The following is a 20,125-nucleotide window of genomic DNA, read 5'->3' as shown; positions in this document are numbered from 1 at the left end:
ATGACCATTTGCTCGACACCTTTATTTCAACGTTAGGACTCTCGCCGACTATAATTAAATCCCATCCTAACTACCAAAACCTACGGTCTTACGGCGTTATTACCGCCTAATTTTGTCCGGAGTATTGGCTTATTGAATTTGATATATTATTTGTTATTTAGTACGATCGCACTTTGCACAGTACCAAAAGCGATCGCTCAAATCCCTACTCTTGGCTTCGATAGAGAATAACTCACACTTGGATTCTCCATAGACAGTGAGGAGCATCGCCTGAATTAAAGCTTTTGCTTTTAGCATAGTCTCTTCAAATTCCGCTTGAGCATCAGATAATGCGACAATGCCACCTCCTATACCCATAGAAGTTTCATGCGGAGTCAGGACTGCGGTACGGATTACAATATTTAGATCTGCTGCACCATTAAGACCCAAAAAGCCGATCGCACCTGAGTAAACTCCCCGCGCCTCTTGCTCAAGCTGATCAATAATCTGCATAGTTCTAATCTTGGGAGCGCCTGTCATCGACCCACCAGGAAACGCCATGCGGATACAATCGGTGGCTCTCATGTCCGAGCGTAAACGACCACGAACAGTGGTAACAAGTTGATGCATAGTTGCATAACTTTCCACAGCCATCAATTTTGGAACATGGATACTACCTACCTCGCAGACTAACCCAAGATCATTACGTAACAAATCCACAATCATCAGGTTTTCAGCCCGGTCTTTTTCACTGTTACGCAAACTTTCACGCAGTACAAAGTCTTCTTCAGGAGTCTGTCCACGCCTCAGAGTACCCTTGATTGGTTTAGTTTCTACCCAACCTTGGCGATCAATCTGAAGAAATCGTTCTGGAGATGAGCAAGCAATAGCAATTTCACCAAAGCGTAAAAATGCTGCATAAGGTGCTGGATTAACTCGGCGTAATGTGCGATAAAATTTTAGCGGGTCAGGAGTTATATCTGTGTAAAGCTTATTCGTTAGGCAAACTTGGTAACTCTCTCCCTCATGGATTTCATGTAGACATTTTTGAATATCGTCGATATAAGTTTGGTAAGACCTGCTTAAACGGAATCTGATCAGGTCTTGGCTACCCTGCGGCACAATGGGAGGTAGGGGTGAGAGTATGCGAAGTTGTTGCTCGATTGACTCAAACCAGGTTTGCGCTGATGTGGTTTGACCCTTGTTGGCAAGATATACCAAATAGGTAGTCTGTTCCTGGTGGTCAAAGACAATTATTTGATCAGCTAAAAGAAAAACGGCGTCGGGAAGTAATGCAGAATGTACTAGCTCAGAACCAGATGCCTTGAGTTCATAACCCAAGTAGCCAACAAATCCGCAGTTGAAATCGAAAGGAAGTTCATCAGACAAGCAGTGTCGGCGCTCAAGTTCACGTTTGAGATACTCGAAAATATTTTCTGTGCAACGTGTTACTTTGCCTAACTGAGTAATGGTCAGTTCTCTAGTTTGGGTGCGGTACTGAACTAATAGGCTGTTTTTTCCACCACTCCCTCCCATAAAAGAAAAGCGAGAAAGACCAGGTTCTACTAGGCTACTGTCGAGCCAAAAGCTGTTTGGTTCTTTGCTAAAAAAATGGACAAATACCTGTTCTGCATCAGGATAAATATCCAATTTTTTGCTATAAACTTCAAATTCCTGCCTTTGCTGACGTGTACAGCTAGTAAAAAGTGGAGAAACTCCCTTGTATCCTGTCCATTGTGTTCCAGTTCTGATTTTTTTTTGAGCAAATTGCCAAGTGATTTCTCTAAAGTTTTCTAGCAGATTTCTGCCATATTCTGTGCAGATAGATTCAGGATGGAACTGCACACCCCAAAATGGTAAATAACGATGACGTAGACCCATTACGAGTCCTTCCTCAGTCCAGGCAACTTTTTCTAAGCAGTTTGGCAATTCTTCTGAAACAATCAGGGAGTGGTAGCGTACAACCCAAAAAGGATTAGGAATTCCCTTGAATAGCTCAGAGCCACTGTGATAGATCTTGCTTAATCGTCCATGCATAACTTCTGGAGCATGGATAACAGTTCCACCATATAAATGGCCAAGTCCTTGGTGTCCAAGGCAAACACCAAGCAAGGGTACGTCCACATTTTGGATTACTTGTTGGCAAATACCGAAGTCTTTAGCTTTTTCTGGACGACCAGGCCCAGGAGAAATTACTACATTGTCGAATACCAGTTTTGTCAGTTCGCTCCAATCAACTTGATCATTATGAATAACCAGCGGCAGTTCTCCATTTACTTCTGCAATTATCTGATACAGATTAAATGTATAAGAATCGTAGTTATCGATGATCAATGTTTGCACGTAAACGCACCCTAGCAACTTGGTAATTACTATAAACGCACAACTGGGCGCAGTAGCATTACTTTACGACTATCTACTAGGACAGCAAAAAAACCGCGATCGTTCAGTTTTTCCAATGTGCTGTATGCTTCTTTTTGATTGGTGGTATGAACTGCCAGTAAGTAAGGACGTTGACCATAGGAAGCAAAACCCACGTTACCCCCTACCACTTGCTGCACATTATTTGCCAGTTCTGGACGGTTGAAATAATCCACTAGTACTGCATAACCCTGTCCTAAAGCTTGGGGATTATAACTGATTGTTTGCTGCTGCAATGGCTGAGATGGCTGCGATGGCTGCGATGGCTGCAATGGCTGCGATGACTGTAATGGCTGTGATGGCTGTACATTTGCTACTGTTGGTCGAGTGGTGATAATGGCAGACAACCCGACAATATTGCCGATGTACCTTGCCCAACGATTGGCATCGTCAATTTTGTTAAACCCGCCAACTCGTGTCACTGTCTCGTTGAGATATTTACAGGTGGTTGTCTTGAGTTGAGGCGGTAAGGCACTACGCAACTGCTTTTGATTATCTGCTGTGGGACTGACTACTAATAAAAGATACTCACCCGCACTCGGAGGTTGACAAGCAAGAATAGCTGGTTGGGCAAAGACAGAACTAATGCCACCAATTAAACCTGCATAAGCGAAGCTCGTCGTAGCGAAAAGTCGAGCCAGTGCGTTCCTGTCGCCTTGCGTCGGAAAGCAACTGGCGTGGAGCAGCGGTTTCCGCCGTTGGCGTAGCCCGCCGCAGGCATCTGAACTTTTCAAGACAGACATCGCTAATCCTAAAACACTTGGTATCTTAAGTCTCTGCACAAAAGTTATATGGGTAAATGATGGTGTCTTACAAGATTTTATAAAAATATCTTTTGTTCCCCCTAAAGAAAAGTGAGGATTGGGGACTGGGGACTAGGAGCAAAGGAGCAAAAGAATAATTCTTTACCTATGCCCCATGCCTCATGCTCATTCTTAAGACACAGTAGAAAGTGATGCCAATGCATCAGGGATTGTTTCAGAAGGAGCCTGAAATTCTCCGGTGATGACGTATTCCAATCGCAATTTTAACCAGGTAATAAATTGAGAATTAGTGGAAATAATTGCTACTGCCGGCTGAGGACACTTTGCTTTTACCTCTGCAAACTGGGGCGCTTCCAAGAAAGCTGGTTGCTGAACCAACCAAAAATCAATTTGTTTTTCTTGTTCGTGGTAATGACGGGTGCGTTCTTTCAAAACTTCCTCTATGGGTTCTTCTTCGAGGAGAAAGCGTTGACTAGCCAAAACGTAATAGTATGTTTGCATTTTTATCCTTTGGTTACTATTAAATAATGTAAGGGCACAGCGTACACTACTGTACCCTTACAAACTAACTCTTGTGGAATTTCTTGAACCAAGAACTAAAGGGACAAGTACTTCCTTGATTTTCACTATTTGACTGTTTGCCACCTTCTGTCAGTTTTTCTAAAAACAGACTGTTGTCAAAGTAGTGTTCCAAAGAAACAATCTTCAAGTCATCGGTGACGCGTGCAACGCTCATGCCGATAATTTCTAATGTCTCTCCAGTCGGTGCATAGTCTTTATATGCACCTTTAAAATGTCCCCAATGCCGCCACTTGAATGTTACATTTGGTGGCCCTGAGAAAACTTCCAGCACTTCCCACGGAAATCCTTGGGGAAATGTTGTGTGGAAAACTTTGGCAGATGATTCAAAGCTTTCTTCTGAAGCTTTGTAATGTTCTGAATCAGCCATAAACAAGTTGTAAGTACCTTGTGCAGCTAAATCTGCTGCTGTGTACTCTAATCCGCCATTACTACTCACGCGAAACTTGTCATTCACTATAGACAACCACTGCTGTGGGTTAGTTTTAAAAGATACCTCCATCTCAAAAGTTCTCACCAAGTTTTCTACGATCGCTTCCAGTGTACCCTCAAGATGATTGCGTGTACTCTCATTGGCAAGGTTCTCTTTTGAGCGAGAATAATCAGGAGGTGTTTGATAGCGCCACTGTGTATCAGTGCTTTCTGCTATCACTTTATCCCGATCCTGTACCCAAAGCGGAAGGTTGTTAGACTGTGTTGCGCTCATGGAAGTTTTTGCTTAATTATTGGCTCCAAGTTTCTAGATTTCGCAGTTACAACCCCTCTAAGTTACAGGTTACAGGTTACAGGGTACAGCTTATAGTTTCTTCCCCCAGTACCCAGTACCCAATACCCAGTCCCCAGTACCCAATACCCAGTTCCCAGTCCCCATTCCCCTATTACCCATTCCCTCGTATAGCTTGTTTCATCTCACGGACGGCTCTTTCTATACCTACTAATGCTGCCCGACTGATGATCGTATGACCGATGTTTAATTCTTCCATCCCTGGAAGCGCAGCCACCGGATAAACATTCCAGTAAGTGAGTCCATGACCAGCATTCACTCGCAATCCAGCTTGAATTGCCTGCTCACACCCCTTAGCTAACACGGCTAATTCTTGCTGACGATTTATTTCATCCTTAGCCTCAGCGTATTGCCCAGTGTGGAGTTCAATAAACTTCGCTTTTATCTTGACAGATGCTTCAATTTGTGCTGGTTCGGCGTCGATAAATAGACTAACTGGAATGCCAGCGTTTTGCAATTTATCAACTATCTCACCTATTCTAGCAATTTGCCCGACAATATCTAATCCGCCTTCTGTGGTGACTTCTTCGCGTTTTTCGGGTACTAAAGTCACGTAATCGGGTTTGATATCGAGAGCGATCGCTAGCATTTCATCTGTAGCGGCCATTTCTAAATTCAGATGCGATCGCACAGTCTGCCGCAACAAACGCACATCCCTATCTTGGATATGCCGTCTATCTTCGCGCAGATGCACCGTAATTCCATCAGCACCCCCTAATTCTGCCAGCACCGCCGCCGCCACGGGGTCTGGTTCCACCGTCCGCCGCGCTTGTCGGATGGTGGCGATGTGGTCAATGTTCACGCCAAGTGTAGACATCCCAAGTTCCCCCTATCCACAGTCCTCAGAAATTGATTTTACCGGAAATCTTGGTTGTAAGTTGAATGTGGGGGCAATTACTGTTGAGCGTAACTCTTATTTTAGAGTGTTGGTAAGGAGCGCTTCAGTTAGGCGATCGCATTACTTACTTGACGGATTTAGAATAATATCTACACCCACTCTTTGAGGTAATATGCTTTTAAAACTGCAACAAATTATCGTCAAACCAGGACAACAAATGTTGCTCCAAGATGTTAGCTGGGAGCAGTTAGAAAATATTTTAGAAGAAATGGGAGAAAAGCGTGCTGGACGTATTTCTTATAGTCATGGCTGGTTAGAAATTATGGTTCCCCTTCCTGAACACGAAAAAGATAAAGAACTTATTGGTGATTTAGTCAAAATCTTGTTAGAAATACTCCAAATTGATTTTGAACCTTTTGGTTCCACAACACTTAAAAATGAACGAATGCGGCAAGCAGTAGAACCCGATACCAGTTTTTATATTCAAAATTATGCTGCTGTGATTGGGAAAAATCGTATTGATTTAACTATAGACCCACCGCCAGATTTAGCAATCGAAGTTGATATTACTTCCCGGACTCGATTTGAGAACTATGAGATTTTGGGAGTTCCTGAACTCTGGCGATATACACAACAAGGTTTAGAAATTTCGTTGCTACAACAGGGGAAATATATAAAATCTCAATCTAGTCCTAATTTTCCTGATATACCAATTGTTGAATTAGTCAATGAGTATGTTAAACAGTGTTTAACTATTGGTAGAAGTCAAGCTATTCGTAATTTTAGAAATTGGGTTAAAAATAATTTATAAGCATTTATAATTTGCACACCTTAATCTGAGTAAGCTTATGGGCAGATTATGATAAAGATTTAAGGCTTCTTGAGAAAGGCGATCGCTCATGACTACTGAGAACAATCCAGCAGCCGTTGTGGATTGGGAACCCCCAATGCCACCTACAGATTTAATTTTTGATGATGGTGAACCTTTGGAATCAAATCGCCACCGTATTGTCATGAATGTCTTGATTCGGTCATTGCAGCAGTTTTTGCTGAGCGCAATGATTTTTTCACTGGGGGCAATATGTTTATTTACTACAGCAGTACCCAAGTTCGTAACCGAACGGCAGTTGCTACAACGGGGAGGCAGCCGCGTGGGCGGGTTTCCCGACTTGAGCGGACTGCCGTGGGAACCCCCGCAACGCACTGCCTCGACTTCCGTGGCCCAGATTTCTTTGCGGTGCTGAATGTTGACGGTAATAACTCTAGACAAGGTTGGGTAGTCTGGGAAGAAAACGGTCGTTATCCTGATGTCAATATATTGAGGTTTTACAACAAGAAGGTCGTCCTATTCCAGAAGACAATCTGGAAACTGTTTTGGTCGATGTATGCATAGCTTCCCACCTTTAGCAGATAATTATTGCCAAAATATAGCTACTTTTGCAACTCTTTGAGTTTCTCTAATGTCTGTTGATATTGCTTTGTGTTTTCTTGTTTTTGATAAAGGTTTGCGGCTATTTGATAATCTGCGATCGCTCCCTGCTTATCTTTGATAATAGAGCGGGTGTTACCCCTGTTGTAGTAAGCATAGACATAATTAGAATCAATACGAATAGCTTGGCTATAATCGTCAATTGCTTTCTTATAATCTTTTAAGTTAGCGTAGGCAAGACCTCGGTTATTGTAAGCATTGGTATAGGTGGGATCGATACGGATAGCCTGGTTATAATCCTCAATCGCTCCCTTATTATCTCCCAGGTTACGGCGGGCATCACCCCGGTTGTAGTAGGGCCACTTAAGGGGATCATTCTTAAATTCGATAGCTTTGGTGTAATCGGAAATTGCCTGTTCGTAGTTGCCTTGATCAGCGTAGACTGCCCCTCGGTTGTTGTGGGCAAGAGCGTGCTTAGGGTTAATTTCAATCGCTTTGTTGTAATCGATAGTAGCTTGCTTGTAATTGTAAAGGTTATAGTAGGCCCAGCCTCGACTAACGTAACTGTTAGCATCCTTGGGATTGATCCGAATATACTGGTTTAAATCCTCAATTCCTCCTTTGTAATCTTTAAGGGCACTACGGGCATCACCTCGCTTGTAGTAAGCAAGCGTAAAATTGGGATCGAGCCGCAGCACCTCGTTAAAATCCTCGATCGCTCCCTTATGGTCTTTTTTAGTAGACTTCTCAAGTCCCCGATCATAAAAATTTTTAGCACTCATCTCGGTTGTCGGCGAGATAGTGGGAGTGACACTAAGAGTAGATGATTCTACTTGGCTAGGCGTTGTCACCGAAGCATCACGCGGTTTCACCAAGAAAGAGAAAGTTAGAACCACAGTAGCAAGGATACCTGCTCCAATCATGACTCTGAAGTTTCTGACAACTGCAACAGAAGTAGCAAGAATACTTGGAGATTTTATTATACTGGGCGCAATAGTTTCAGTTTCACTTGCTGCAATAGCTTTGTTTGATGTTGTAACTGGTGTGACATCATCTTTGTGAGAGATGCTTTTGGAGGCTATAACTTTATCTCGAAATATAACTGATTCATTTTGGGGGCTAATTTTAGTCTCAATTGATGCTATGTCTTCATCTCTCAGTCCTAAAATTTCTTGATAACGTCGCAAATCATTGCGAGTATGGTCACTCAAAGTCGGCTCGCGTCCGATCGCATCTACTAATGCTTGTTCATATTGCTGTAATTTTTGTTGATACTCTCGATAAGGTTTTAAAACCTCAGCTTCGATTGCAGCAGTTTCTTCAGGGAACAATCCCAAATTCTGACGTAGAGCATCTAATATTCTGCGACCAATAATCGAAATCTCGCCCCGACTGGCATAAATTTCTATTTCTTTGCGATACTTCAGTTTTGGATCACCAATCGGTGCTTTAGACAACAGGATTTTAAATCCTTCTTTGACTGCATAAATTTCTGGTTGCATGGCGGGAGCCGCTTCTTGAACTTTCTTTTTGGCGTACTCATGCAACTCATCAACCGAAACTGCACCATCATTATCTAAATCTGCCGCACCTGTTTCAATACCTTCAATCAGGTAACGGGTATAAATCGAAAGATTTGATTCTTGTTGGTGGAAAGAATATTCAGTAGCGGTAGAAGAAGTCAAGACAACTCGCCCCTCGCCACCAAGTTCAGCCCGGATATCGACAGAACTGTCATCTTTGGCTGACCACCCCTCGGCAAACGCCCCACTAAAGCAACAATCGAGAATTACGACTTGGCGTTTGCAGTGGCTTTCGCTCATGATGTTATGAACAAAGCTGGCGGGAACAGTGGTTGATTTGATGAGTCGTCCTTGGGGATTTTTGCGCGTCAGACGAGTAGCGAGGTGAAGTTTGCCGCTCTCATCTTTAATGCCGTGACCGGAGAAGTAAAGTACTACAAGGTCATCTTTACGCCGATCGCTAAACAGCGTCTCGATCGCTTCCTGCATTTTCTGAGGATCGGGATTCTCCAGTTTTTGGATATCTGTTTGGGCAAATCCACCCATTTCTGGATGCTGCAAAACTTTGGCGATCGCTTCCATATCCTTGACCGACGCAGGTAATGGGTTAAGACCAGGCTCATAATCACTAATTCCGATTAAGAGTGCTACCTTCCTCATGTCTCTATCCTCTTTCCTGTGATGACATTTCTCAGCTTGCTGCTACAAAGTTTTGCGCTTGTTGAATGGCGGCGGTTAATTCTTCCCGACTGCTAGCTTTCACTTTGAGTTTTTTACCGTTAGCTTCGATTTCTAATTCAATGGTTTTGTTACCGAGGCGATCGCCCACAAATCCCAATACTTTCTTAAAATTGGCCAGGCTCACCTCTGCTTGCAACACTCCTAGCAGGAAACCTCCTAAAGCCTTTGAGCCTTTGGGTGTTTCTGTAACTGCTACAAGTTCAGCGCTTTCTACATCTAAGTTTCTAATTTCTCGCAAGAGATTTCGTGTTTCCTCCTCTTGCTCCTCAGCATCTAAATCTGGATTATCAAGAGCGATCGTCAGTTTGACGTTAGATTCAGAATTCATTTTGTACCTTTTTTGGTTTTAAGCAGTTGACTGTCAAATGTATTTGCGTAATTTCTCTATTGACATCATATCTGCTATGTAAATTTCCTGAAATTTATTCAATATTTTTACAAAACATCATAAAGTTTAGGTAAAAATTCGGTAAAAAGATGAGCCGCTTCTTATCTAACTCGAAGCACTGGTATAAAATCGCAACGCAAATCGCCAAAACCAGGTGGAAAATAAAAACAGGACTAATGCCAACCCAGCCGCGCCTATCAACCAGCTAGTTTGACCTCTACCCAGCATCGCTTCTGCGGGTACAGTCGTTAAAAAAGCTACTGGCATTACAAAGGTGAAGAAAAAGCGGTAAGCACTGGGGTATGCTGCGATCGGATATCTTCCAGCTTCTAATAAACCACGCAGCACTTCAGTGACGTTGTATATTTTCACGAACCAAATACTCATCGCTCCCAGCATAAACCACAAGCTGTAAAGAATCACCAAGCCGAACAACAACGGCACTACACTCAGCATGTAGTCGTCTATGCCTATGCCGAGGCGTTCACCTGCATAGCCAATGATGATGCCTCCAAAAACTAAATCCGGGAGTCCCCAAGGTGAAAGGGTATGAGTAGAAAGCCAAAATTGACTGCGGATAGGTTTTAATAATACAAAGTCAAGAGTACCTTCCTGCACATGACGGACAATGCGATTCAAGTTGGGGGCGAGAAATGTAGCAGAAAAACCTTGCAGTAGAGTGAAAATACCCAAAACTACTAAAGCTGCTTCCCATGACCAGCCACTAAAAGTATAGCCAGTACGGTAAAACAAGAATAGTCCGAAAAGGCTGCCTGCAAGACTGCCTAAGCTGCTGAGAGTAGCGATGAGGAAATTAACGCGATATTCCAACTCGGCTGCTATAGCAGCACTCCAAAATAGTCCAAGTACTTTCAAATATCGTTGCATATTATATCCATAACCCAAAATCTACTATCTATAATTCCATTTTTAAGATTACAAAATAAGTTAATGTATTAATATTAATTTGAGTTCTAAAAAATTACTGAATGCTAAGATATTTTGTGCAAACTGATTAAATCACTTTTTTAACCACTAAGGCACATAGACACAAAGGTGAAAAGCCCAAAAGCCGGTAAATTTTTGATTATAACTAGCTAGTATATTTTTACTAATCGCTGTTTATGTACTTTCAGATATAGTGTTTATTGTGTGGTTAACAAGTGTACTTTTTGGTGTAATTATAGCGTTTCCTCATCTACTGAGTACAAATTCATCGGTGTATAAGCTGTTATACATTTAAATTGCATATTACCTCGATACTAAGGTTGACTGTTAACCGTTAACTGTCAAAAGTCAACAGTTAACAACTACAAAGAGTAGTCATGCAATTTAGACGCGCATTAGCTTATCGGTGTTGATCTGTGGTTAATCGCTCCTTCCTATACCTTACTCAATTGAGAACCCCATATACTAAATTTTAGGTAATCTATGGCGAGACTATCAAACGAATTACAACGCTATTTTTTTGAGGAAGAAAGACCCTCAAAAGTAACTTTGGCAGAGATTCTGCTACTAGCAAAGGAAAGAATTTTTGGCTTTTTGCTAGTTGTTTTATCTTTACCTTCTGCTTTGCCTGTTCCAGCACCAGGGTACTCGGTTCCTTTTGGTATCTTGATTTTTTTACTAGCGGTACAGCTGATTGCTGGTGCTAAAATCCCTTGGCTACCTCAGCGAATGACCAACCATCCAATTAAACTCGAAACAGTGCAGGGGTTCTTGAAAGCGGGGATTCCTTGGTTACGAAGAATTGAAGCGATCGCTCGTCCCCGCCTCAGCTATATTTGTACTACTTTACCAGGTAGAATCACACTTGGCTGTGCGATCGCCTTAATGGCAATTTCGATGATGATTCCAATTCCGGGAACCAATACCCTACCAGCAATGGGTATTTTCGTAACTAGCTTTGGCTTGCTGGAAGATGATGGTGCTATCAGCCTCGGAGGTTTAGTCTTGTGTGTGATGGGAGCAATTTTGACTACTTCGATTCTGTTGGCATTGATTTGGGGTGGTTCCAGTCTTCTTGACATTATTAAGACTTGGCTGGGTCGTTAAAGAGCAAAAATGAACGACATATATTTCTGACGTTGATAATAATGACTCCCTTTAACATCAACCTCTACCTATTCTTAGAAAATCTCCTGTTTTTTGTGGGTGCTACATCATTTTTGGCTTTTGTTGGTTGGGTTTGGAGAGATTCTAAACCCTTCAGCATCCCGGAACCATTACCGCCGTGGTTTAAGGTGTGGTTCTTGATTGTATTAGTATTAGGTTTGGCACTTCCCCTGTTAACAATGATTTTGTGGGGCGTCTGGTGGAGTTACCATCAAGTACTGATTGTGCTTGCTTCTTACTTTCTGATGCTGGGATTGCAAATTTTATCCGAAAAGTTAACGGTACAGAGATTTCACTCCTGCGTGTGGGTGATGATACCTTGCTTGTACTTGCCTTACCGCATCTGGCAACTTTATCAAGGACTAACGCTTTTAAATCCTCAACCAGAACTTATTTGGGTACGAAATTTATTGATTTTAGAGATTATTTTGTGGATTTTTAACTATGGTGTCCACTTGTCGCAGTTGCCAAAGCTACTACGCTGGGAAACACCAACAAATTATCACAACAGTATCAGTTAACTGTTCAGAAACTCCCCAAAAACTGATAGCGTCAAACAAGGAAAAATATCGTTGTGGACGTTAAAGCTTGAAAACGCGTTCTAATTACTGGCAACTGCTGCCCTATCTCCGGCCCCAATGGCAAACTATCAGCAAGGGATTTGTTGGTATTGTGGGATATGTGCTGGCGACATTAACTTTGATTAATCTCGCCGGTAAATTGGCAATTCCTTTTGGACAAGGTAATGTAGTAGCGATCGCCCAAATAGCCGGGGCTTGTGCTTTAGTATTTCTAATCAGAGGCTTTTTTCAGTCTGTGCAAGATATGTACATGGCCAAAGCCTCTTTAAGAGTTGCTTTTCATCTGCGTCAGCAAGTCTATACTCATCTCCAAAAGCTAAATCTCAGCTATTTTGAAACAGCAAAAGCAGGTGATTTATCTTACCGCCTCACAGAAGATGTTGACCGAGTTGGGGAAGTTGTAAATAAAGTATTTCACGACTTTATCCCCTGCGTTTTGCAACTGCTGGCAATTCCGATTTACATGATTTACCTAAATTGGCAGTTGACACTTGCAACGGTAATTGTTGCGCCGCTGATGGGTGTTTTAATTGGTTGGTTTGGCGAACGGTTACGCAAGTATTCTTTAAGAAGTCAAAATCGCGTGTCGGGTTTATCGGCAATTCTCACGGAAGTTTTTAGCGGTATCCGTCTGGTACAAGCTTTTGCTGCTGAGAATTACGAAATCGCCCGATTTGGTCATGAAGCAGAACGCAGTTTGCAAGCAAAATACTCGGCAGAACGGCTCAAAGCGATTCAGACTCCTGTAGTTGGGTTTCTGGAAGCTTTGAGTGCATTATCGTTGCTGATTGTGGGAGGATGGCAGATTTCCCAACGTAACTTAACAGTGGCGGAGTTTTTCAGCTACTTGACCGCAGCAGTGCTGTTAATTGACCCTATCGGTCACGTTACTAACAACTACAACGAATTTAAACAGGGTGAAGCATCTGTTGACCGCGTTTTTGAATTGATGGCAATTCAACCGACGGTAGTAGAGAAGCGAGACGCGATCACCTTACCTCCAGTAAGTGGCAAAGTAGAATATCACAATGTTTCTTTTGCTTATAAACCTGGTGAACCTGTATTAAAAGATATCAGTTTGTTGGTTCTACCAGGTGAAGCGATCGCTCTTGTGGGTGCTTCTGGTGCTGGTAAAACCACTTTTGTGAATCTCTTACCGCGTTTTTATGACCCCATAACTGGTCAAATTTTAATTGACGGTATTGATATTCGAGATGTCAAATTTCATAGTCTGCGGCGACAAATTGGGATTGTTCCCCAAGAAACTATTATGTTTTCCGGGACAATTGCCCAAAATATTGCTTTTGGACAAGACTCGTTTGATTTGGAAGCAGTTGCAGAAGCAGCAAAAATTGCTAACGCCCACCAGTTTATTACCCAATTACCAGAGGGCTATCATACTTGGGTGGGCGAGCGTGGAGTAAACTTATCAGGGGGACAAAGACAAAGAATTGCGATCGCTCGTGCTGTTCTCCTCAATCCGCAAATCTTGATTTTGGACGAGGCGACATCTGCATTAGATTCTGAGTCAGAAGCTTTGGTACAAGAAGCACTAGAAAGACTGATGCAAAACCGGACTGTGTTTATTATTGCCCACCGTCTATCTACAGTTAGGCGGTGCGATCGCATTTTAGTCCTCGAACAAGGACAAATTGTCGAATCAGGAACCCACGAAGAATTGTTGTCACTTGAACGTCGTTATGCGCGGTTTTATGCTCAGCAGTTTAGTTAGCTTGGCGGCTCATCAGTTGAAGCAGACATAATCTGCTTGTGCTGTTCCTGTAGCCAGGTTTCAAAGAGTTCATTTAGCAGGCGGACTTTCATGGGTTCGTCTAGTTTGGCTGGGATGAATTTCTCCAACCGCACAATCACAAACCACTCGGCGACGCGAGCCGGGGGCAATATTTGACCCGGTTGACTGCTAGAAAGCATTTGCACCATTACCGGATGTAGTGCGTTCAATTCAATCGGGCCCACTAAACCGCCAGTTTGGGCTTCTGGCCCTTGTGAATATTCCCGCGCCACTTCGGCAAAAGAATTTTCTTGGTCTTGAATCCGAAAGTAGAGTTCTTGAGCAATTCCTACATCCTGGGTTCGCAGTAGGGAGTAAATAACTTTGTCCAGTTTTGCCTTGCACTGAAAAAAGTAGGATTCTAGTTTATTACCCCAAACAGCTTGCTTGAATTTTTCAATCTTCAGCTTGCGAGTAGTAACAGCTTCGAGTTGATCGGGAGTCAGTCCTTGATATGCCATCCAAGCTTGGATGTCAACTTCATTGTTTAACTGTTTCTCAGCAAAAAACTGCTGTTGAGCTTGGGTTACTTCTTCAGGCGTGCATTCTACTACTGCGTTTGCGGAGCGTGAGATTTGCTCAATCGCCTCGTCAATTATTAATTCCCGCCGCAATTGTGGCAGCATTTGGTAATTTGCCAGCAAGGGAATCAGTTCACTAGCTGTGATTGTACGATTACCAATTTGGATCGTTTCAGTCATTAGCTTCCGGGCATATGTAAAAATAACTGGTCTGTTAAAGAAGCTATACTGTAGCCCACTCAGTGAGAGCTTTTGTGTTAGTCCGCCGAGTTAAGGCCAGCTAACCTCTGTTTCGCAACTAATAAATATTGATTTGCCAGCCTATTTTAAAATATACACGCTATATGAGTTTTTATTATAGATTTTACGTAAAGACAGGGATTGGGAAACTTGCGGCTCCTGTGGTTAATGTTTTTTTATTCCATAGTTCAAGTAATTATGCTTACTTTTACAGCTAACGGCTATCGGGTAGCACTTTACAAAAACTTTATCTTTCTCGAAAGCATTTGGGAAAAAGCTTTCTTTTTAAAGAAATGAGTAAATTTACACTAAGTCTGATTACAATACACCCAAATGACCTGTAAACTACTTAAGTGATTTTGCCAATAAAATGTATTGAATAACGTAAATTGTACTAGGTTTACTGACAAAATTTTGATAATTTATCTCAATAAAGGTAGCAAAAAATAAAAACATGAGTGAAATTATGGTGCGGTCGAAAAGACCACAGATTTTTAATACCTAGATTTTTACAGAACTTGAACTTAATTATTTCTGTAAAAATTAAATTTAGGGAGAGTCAAAAATAGATGAATCAAAATCTAAATATCCAAGAACTTAACATTGCGATCGCAGCTAAACAGCACAATCCAATAATCTTAACCCCAGATTTTCTTAAATATAGTGGCATTGTTCCTAGTGAATGGGAACTATCACAAGCGCCTATTCTGACTAATTATGCTGCTCAGGTGAAGTTCCAAAACGGCATTAATATAATTGCCCAAGTCAACAAGATTGTTTTCACTGAGCTAATAGCTACTAAAGAATTAAAAGAAGTACAAATTCCAGCGATCGCTCGGAAATATTCACAGACATTGACGCAACTAGAGTATCAAGAGGTAGCGATTAATTTTCGAGGACATGTTTTATTTGAGCAGCAGAACAACACAGCACGTAACTATATTTTTAGAACATTGTTGAATCCTGGGCCGTGGCATGAGTTTGGTAAAGCTCCTGTACAAGCTGCAATGCGGTTTAATTATACTCTCGAAGAGGCGCAGCTGAGCTTAGATATCAATGAAGCTGGGCTACAACTGCCAGATAAAACAGTATGTCCTATAGTTCTATTTACTGCGAGTTTCAGTCATGCGATCGCCCAAGAGGATCAAAGCCAACGTCTTGCTAGTTTATCAAAAATAATTAGCAATTGGCATACAGATTTAGAGATTTACAAAGAAGTGGTAAACACCAAGTTTCTCAACTTACCATATCAGTTAAATCTAGTACCAAATGAAACCGTCATTCCCATAGCACCAACTTTCTGAGGACAAATGGTTGGATACCAGTAAAGTCCACACGCCCGTAAAAACATGTAGAGACGTTGCAATGCAACGTCTCTTAATTGCAAAAAACAGATTTTCTAAATAAATCGGAGACAGATTATTTATGGTTAAACCTGATTTGATAGTGTCTTCTGTGACAGCCCCACTATTTGGCTATGTGAATGGCCTCATTGATGTGTCCTGGACAGTTACTAACCAGGGTGAAGAGATCACCACCGCTAACTGGTATGACTACATTTACCTTTCGGATGACGAGTTTCTAGACGACAACGATCTCTTTGTCACCAGCGTATCTTCAGAAAACAATACTCCTCTTGCAGCGGGGGATAGTTATACAACCACCCAGAGTACTTATATTCCCTACGACGCTACAGCGGGCAGCCGCTACTTGTTGTTTGCCACAGATAGAAACAACGACCAAAGCGAAACAAATGAGGATAACAATGTATTTGCTCAACCAATTACTCTAACTCCATCAGGTTTGGTGATTTCTAATGTCACCGCCCCATCATCTGCGGTATTGGGTGAGACTATCCGCGTGTATTGGACTGTCACCAACCAAGGTAATGCGATCGCTTCTTCATTATCGGTTGATACTATTTACATTTCAGCTGAACCGTACTTAGATGGGGTAAGACCCCGAGATTACAACTTTTATGAAGTAGGCAGCCGCTTGACAGAAGAAAATTTTCCTCTAGCACCCGGAGCCAGCTATACAGCCTACGCAGACATTTATCTTCCCAGTAATAAACAATCGAATTCCATCTTTGCTCAGAAATTTAACTTCGTAGGCGATCGCTACATAGGGGTTGGTCTTGGTGGCTATAGCTTTCTTTACAATCCTCTAGGAATCAGTAGCTACCAGCCAATACCAATTCAATTGAATGCCCCAAACTTGGTAGTTTCTGATGCCAAAGTTTTAACACCAGCCGTCCCAGGTGGGACGGTTGATGTGTCCTGGACTGTTACCAACCAAGGAGAGTTTTATGCTCCTACTGATTGGTATGATGCTGTTTACTTTTCCGAAGACGATGTTTTAGATCTATATGACGATATTTTTGAGAAATATCAGTATGATTCAAAACTGATAGAGGTGTCGATAGGGGAGCAAACACCACTGGCAGCTGGGGCTAGCTATACACTCAACCAAACCATCACCATTCCCAATAATATACAGGACAGTGGCTACTTGTTGTTTATGGTGGATGCAAATATCAACGGTTTGGAATGGGAGAGAACTGGCATCCAGGGCGAAACAGATGAGAATGATAACTTCCGAGCAGTACCTATTAACTTGGCTGGTCTGGATTTTGTCGTCGAGAGTGCCACAGCCCCAACATCTGCTGCTTCAGGTGAAACTATCTCAGTATCTTGGACTGTCAAGAATCAGAGTATTTATACCGCACTGGGTGAGTGGTATGACAATGTTTACCTTTCAGATGACGAATTTCTAGACGACGAAGATATCTTTTTTACTCAAGTATCTTCAGAAAACAATACACCTCTTGCAGGAGGGGATAGCTATACAATCACCCAGAATATTACTATTCCCGACTTTGCTAGAAAAAATAGCCGTTATCTGCTTTTTAGTACAGATAGAAATAACAACCTGAGCGAAACAAATGAGGATAACAATGTATTTGCTCAACCAATTACCTTACGTGCCCCAGATTTAGTCATTTCTAATATCATCGCCCCATCATCTGCGGTGTTGGGTGAGACTATCCGTGTGTCTTGGACTGTTACCAACCAAGGTGATGCGATCGCTTTTGCTGACTTGGATGACAAGATTTACATTTCATATGATCGGTACTTAGAAGCAATACCTAGAGAGAACAATTTTTTCAGTGTAGGCTACCGTTTGTCAGAAGGGGATACTCCTCTAGCACCGGGAGCTAGCTATACAGCCAGCGCTGATATTTTTCTTCCTCGTAACGAAATTAACTCTTACATACCGTTTAACTTTCTAGGCGATCGCTACCTGGTAATTACAACTGATAATTTGTCTATTAGCCAACCTTTAAGCTACAAAGAGAGCAATATCCTGCAAGCGATACCAATTAACCTGAGTGCCCCAAACTTGGTGCTTTCTGATGCTGAAGTTTTAACACCAGCCGTCACAGGTGGGACAGTTGATGTGTCCTGGACAGTTACCAACCAGGGAACAGTATATGCTCCAGCTGATTGGAACGATGCTGTTTTCTTTTCAACTAACGATGATTTAGATGTCTTTGATCTGCAACTGGTAGAGGTATCGACAGAGGCGCAAACACCACTAGCAGCAGGGGCTAGCTATACACTTAACCAGACTCTCACCATTCCCAATTATACAGGAGGTAATGGCTACCTGATCTTTGTAGCGGATTACGACTTGTATGGCAGATATGAAAACGAATATTTTGGGGACGGCATCCAGGGCGAAACAGATGCAACGGACAACATCCGAGTGGTGCAGATTGAGTTAACTACCCTGAGCGCAGGTGTAACAATTACCGAATCGGATGGCAGCACCAACGTTACAGAAGGCGGAGCAACGGATACTTATACCATAGCGCTGACTAGCCAACCTACCGCAGATGTAGCGATCGCCCTCAATTCCAATGCACAAATCACTACTAGTGTCAATAGTCTCACCTTCACCGCTGCAAATTGGAATCAAGCTCAGACCATTACCGTGACAGCCGTGGATGATGACGTTGTAGAAGGCAATCACACTAGCACGCTGAGCCTAACGGCAGCAAGCGCTGATGCCAGTTACAACGACATTGCGATCGCTTCTATAAATGTCAGTATTACAGACAACGATCAGTTAATTAACGGCACGTCAGGGCGTGACACCCTAGTTGGCTCTGATGGCACTGACATCATCACTGGCTTCAAAGGCAAAGATACCCTTACGGGTGGCGCTGGTAGTGACCAGTTTGTCTACACCAATATTCGGGATGCGGGGGATGAAATTACTGATTTTGTGGCTGGTACAGACAAGATTGCCTTGCTCCCACTATTCCAAAGTTTGAGTCTCGATAACCTCAACTACGCAAGTGCCACAACACAAGGCTACTTGAGTTTTGGAACTAAGGGCAACAACACCACTGTGCTCATCGACTCAGATGGCTTAGGGGGTCGGGGTCGTTCTACAACTCTGGTGATGGTGCAAGGTTTAGACCAAGCGACTTTAGCTAATGCCAATAATTTCTTGTTCTAAGTTGTAGTTGCAACAGCAAATACTGTCGCTGAGACCAAGACCATTGTAGAGACGTTGCAATGCAACGTCTCTACTGCAAGGTTTCTAAAGAAATTGGCATCAGCGGATCACATTCCGTTTCATTTCTTTGCCAAATGTACACCCATAGAAAACAGGAATCTCATGAAACTTTCCACATTCATCAAACATTCAACTTTCAAGCTAAGTCTTTTGAGCCTTGCTAGCTTTGGGATACCAATCAGCACAACCCCCGCTGATGCTATCCAGTTGGACTTTAGTAATTGGCAGCAATTTGGTGATATAAATACCCCGGCTTTAGGTCAGGCTAATCTATCTAATAACGCTTTACTAGATGATGACTTCCCTCAACCCGATGCAACTTTCAACTACTCCGGTAATCCCGCAGGTCTGGCCAACCCTTTGCCAGACTTGCAAGACTTTCTCGGCTTAGTCCCGGAAGCTCTGGATATTGAGGGCGATGCATTAGAGGGGTCTGCCATCAAAAATACAGTGAGTGTTGCGGCTGGTGATGTCTTGCGCTTCGATTGGAACTTTCGCACGAATGAAACTAGCTACCAAGATTATGCCTTTTTCTTGGTGGATAACACGCTGATTAAGTTGGCTGACTTCACTGATGCAACCCAAGCTTCTAGTCCCTTTATTCAGGAAACGGGAATTAATTCTTACGCTTTCAGTCAGCCGGGAATTTACACTTTAGCCTTTGGGGTGGTGGATATAGATGATTATGTGGCTACATCAGCCCTAGAGGTGAGAAATGCCACCATAGAGCGAGTTCCTGAACCAGGGACTCTCGTGGGTTTACTTGCGGTGTTTGGGTTAGGTATGGGTATGCGGCGGCGTTTTGGGAAAAAATTAGGGATTTCTAAATGAGGAGTGCTGAAG

The 20,125-nt window shown here is 42.6% G+C and carries 16 protein-coding genes and 1 pseudogene; 8 read left to right on the top strand and 9 right to left on the bottom strand.

Annotated features, from left to right (window positions below; all coding sequences use genetic code 11):
• Positions 1-153: 153 nt before the first annotated feature.
• The 5 genes from pabB to FNW02_RS15020 all read right to left on the bottom strand — a co-directional run bounded on the left by pabB (position 154) and on the right by FNW02_RS15020 (position 5,344).
• A complete protein-coding gene (gene pabB / locus FNW02_RS15040) occupies positions 154-2,322 on the bottom strand; it encodes an aminodeoxychorismate synthase component I (protein ID WP_191758338.1) in 2,169 nt (722 codons plus the stop codon).
• Between the two features lie 29 nt (positions 2,323-2,351).
• Positions 2,352-3,143, bottom strand: coding sequence for a hypothetical protein (locus tag FNW02_RS15035; protein WP_225225652.1), 792 nt, complete (start codon positions 3,141-3,143; stop codon positions 2,352-2,354).
• A gap of 192 nt (positions 3,144-3,335) precedes the next feature.
• On the bottom strand, positions 3,336-3,665 hold the full coding sequence (locus FNW02_RS15030) for an MgPME-cyclase complex family protein (protein ID WP_191758337.1): 330 nt from the start codon (positions 3,663-3,665) through the stop codon (positions 3,336-3,338).
• A gap of 64 nt (positions 3,666-3,729) precedes the next feature.
• A complete protein-coding gene (locus FNW02_RS15025) occupies positions 3,730-4,449 on the bottom strand; it encodes an ester cyclase (protein WP_191758336.1) in 720 nt (239 codons plus the stop codon).
• Between the two features lie 172 nt (positions 4,450-4,621).
• Positions 4,622-5,344, bottom strand: coding sequence for a pyridoxine 5'-phosphate synthase (locus FNW02_RS15020; protein ID WP_191758335.1), 723 nt, complete (start codon positions 5,342-5,344; stop codon positions 4,622-4,624).
• Between the two features lie 193 nt (positions 5,345-5,537).
• Between FNW02_RS15020 and FNW02_RS15015 the strand changes: the two genes are divergently transcribed.
• Positions 5,538-6,176 carry a Uma2 family endonuclease gene (locus FNW02_RS15015; protein ID WP_191758334.1) on the top strand — a complete coding sequence of 213 codons (639 nt, stop codon included), beginning with the start codon at positions 5,538-5,540 and terminating at the stop codon, positions 6,174-6,176.
• Between the two features lie 88 nt (positions 6,177-6,264).
• Positions 6,265-6,677 (top strand): annotated as a pseudogene (locus FNW02_RS15010) (hypothetical protein); the annotation flags it as partial.
• Between the two features lie 119 nt (positions 6,678-6,796).
• On the opposite strand, the gene FNW02_RS15005 reads toward FNW02_RS15010, so the two are convergent.
• From FNW02_RS15005 to FNW02_RS14995, 3 genes are all read right to left on the bottom strand, one after another.
• Positions 6,797-8,977, bottom strand: a complete 2,181-nt coding sequence (locus FNW02_RS15005; protein ID WP_191758333.1) for a caspase, EACC1-associated type — start codon at positions 8,975-8,977, stop codon at positions 6,797-6,799.
• A gap of 31 nt (positions 8,978-9,008) precedes the next feature.
• Positions 9,009-9,386, bottom strand: coding sequence for a hypothetical protein (locus FNW02_RS15000; RefSeq protein ID WP_191758332.1), 378 nt, complete (start codon positions 9,384-9,386; stop codon positions 9,009-9,011).
• Between the two features lie 165 nt (positions 9,387-9,551).
• Entirely contained in the window at positions 9,552-10,334 is a 783-nt protein-coding gene (locus tag FNW02_RS14995; RefSeq protein ID WP_191758331.1) for an ABC transporter permease, read from the bottom strand.
• Between the two features lie 543 nt (positions 10,335-10,877).
• On the opposite strand from FNW02_RS14995, the gene FNW02_RS14990 reads away from it, so the two are divergent.
• The 3 genes from FNW02_RS14990 to FNW02_RS14980 all read left to right on the top strand — a co-directional run bounded on the left by FNW02_RS14990 (position 10,878) and on the right by FNW02_RS14980 (position 13,874).
• Positions 10,878-11,501, top strand: a complete 624-nt coding sequence (locus FNW02_RS14990; protein WP_191758330.1) for an exopolysaccharide biosynthesis protein — start codon at positions 10,878-10,880, stop codon at positions 11,499-11,501.
• A gap of 41 nt (positions 11,502-11,542) precedes the next feature.
• Positions 11,543-12,082: a hypothetical protein gene (locus tag FNW02_RS14985; RefSeq protein WP_191758329.1), complete on the top strand. Its 540-nt coding sequence runs from the start codon at positions 11,543-11,545 to the stop codon at positions 12,080-12,082.
• A 67-nt stretch (positions 12,083-12,149) separates the two neighbouring features.
• Positions 12,150-13,874: an ABC transporter ATP-binding protein gene (locus tag FNW02_RS14980; protein ID WP_191758328.1), complete on the top strand. Its 1,725-nt coding sequence runs from the start codon at positions 12,150-12,152 to the stop codon at positions 13,872-13,874.
• Here the strand turns inward: FNW02_RS14980 and FNW02_RS14975 are convergent.
• Positions 13,871-14,635 carry a peptidylprolyl isomerase gene (locus FNW02_RS14975; protein ID WP_191758327.1) on the bottom strand — a complete coding sequence of 255 codons (765 nt, stop codon included), beginning with the start codon at positions 14,633-14,635 and terminating at the stop codon, positions 13,871-13,873. The two genes, FNW02_RS14980 and FNW02_RS14975, sit on opposite strands and share 4 nt — an antisense overlap.
• A 629-nt stretch (positions 14,636-15,264) precedes the next feature.
• On the opposite strand from FNW02_RS14975, the gene FNW02_RS14970 reads away from it, so the two are divergent.
• The 3 genes from FNW02_RS14970 to FNW02_RS14960 all read left to right on the top strand — a co-directional run bounded on the left by FNW02_RS14970 (position 15,265) and on the right by FNW02_RS14960 (position 20,113).
• Positions 15,265-15,999 (top strand): hypothetical protein, encoded by a 735-nt coding sequence (locus FNW02_RS14970; RefSeq protein ID WP_191758326.1) that lies wholly within the window; start codon positions 15,265-15,267, stop codon positions 15,997-15,999.
• Between the two features lie 121 nt (positions 16,000-16,120).
• Positions 16,121-19,222 (top strand): CARDB domain-containing protein, encoded by a 3,102-nt coding sequence (locus FNW02_RS14965; RefSeq protein WP_191758325.1) that lies wholly within the window; start codon positions 16,121-16,123, stop codon positions 19,220-19,222.
• 162 nt (positions 19,223-19,384) lie between these two features.
• Entirely contained in the window at positions 19,385-20,113 is a 729-nt protein-coding gene (locus FNW02_RS14960; RefSeq protein WP_191758324.1) for a PEP-CTERM sorting domain-containing protein, read from the top strand.
• The last annotated feature ends 12 nt before the right edge of the window (positions 20,114-20,125 follow it).

This window comes from Komarekiella delphini-convector SJRDD-AB1 (assembly GCF_014831675.1).
Classification (GTDB): Bacteria; Cyanobacteriota; Cyanobacteriia; order Cyanobacteriales; family Nostocaceae; genus Komarekiella.
This window is presented reverse-complemented; position numbering and strand designations above follow the sequence as displayed.

Coding starts and splice junctions, on each gene's coding strand:
- FNW02_RS15035 (WP_225225652.1), bottom strand. CDS start 3,143: ATGTCTGTCTTGAAAAGTTCAGATGCCTGCGGCGGGCTACGCCAACGG.
- FNW02_RS15030 (WP_191758337.1), bottom strand. CDS start 3,665: ATGCAAACATACTATTACGTTTTGGCTAGTCAACGCTTTCTCCTCGAA.
- FNW02_RS15025 (WP_191758336.1), bottom strand. CDS start 4,449: ATGAGCGCAACACAGTCTAACAACCTTCCGCTTTGGGTACAGGATCGG.
- FNW02_RS15020 (WP_191758335.1), bottom strand. CDS start 5,344: ATGTCTACACTTGGCGTGAACATTGACCACATCGCCACCATCCGACAA.
- FNW02_RS15015 (WP_191758334.1), top strand. CDS start 5,538: ATGCTTTTAAAACTGCAACAAATTATCGTCAAACCAGGACAACAAATG.
- FNW02_RS15005 (WP_191758333.1), bottom strand. CDS start 8,977: ATGAGGAAGGTAGCACTCTTAATCGGAATTAGTGATTATGAGCCTGGT.
- FNW02_RS15000 (WP_191758332.1), bottom strand. CDS start 9,386: ATGAATTCTGAATCTAACGTCAAACTGACGATCGCTCTTGATAATCCA.
- FNW02_RS14995 (WP_191758331.1), bottom strand. CDS start 10,334: ATGCAACGATATTTGAAAGTACTTGGACTATTTTGGAGTGCTGCTATA.
- FNW02_RS14990 (WP_191758330.1), top strand. CDS start 10,878: ATGGCGAGACTATCAAACGAATTACAACGCTATTTTTTTGAGGAAGAA.
- FNW02_RS14985 (WP_191758329.1), top strand. CDS start 11,543: ATGACTCCCTTTAACATCAACCTCTACCTATTCTTAGAAAATCTCCTG.
- FNW02_RS14975 (WP_191758327.1), bottom strand. CDS start 14,635: ATGACTGAAACGATCCAAATTGGTAATCGTACAATCACAGCTAGTGAA.
- FNW02_RS14970 (WP_191758326.1), top strand. CDS start 15,265: ATGAATCAAAATCTAAATATCCAAGAACTTAACATTGCGATCGCAGCT.
- FNW02_RS14965 (WP_191758325.1), top strand. CDS start 16,121: ATGGTTAAACCTGATTTGATAGTGTCTTCTGTGACAGCCCCACTATTT.
- FNW02_RS14960 (WP_191758324.1), top strand. CDS start 19,385: ATGAAACTTTCCACATTCATCAAACATTCAACTTTCAAGCTAAGTCTT.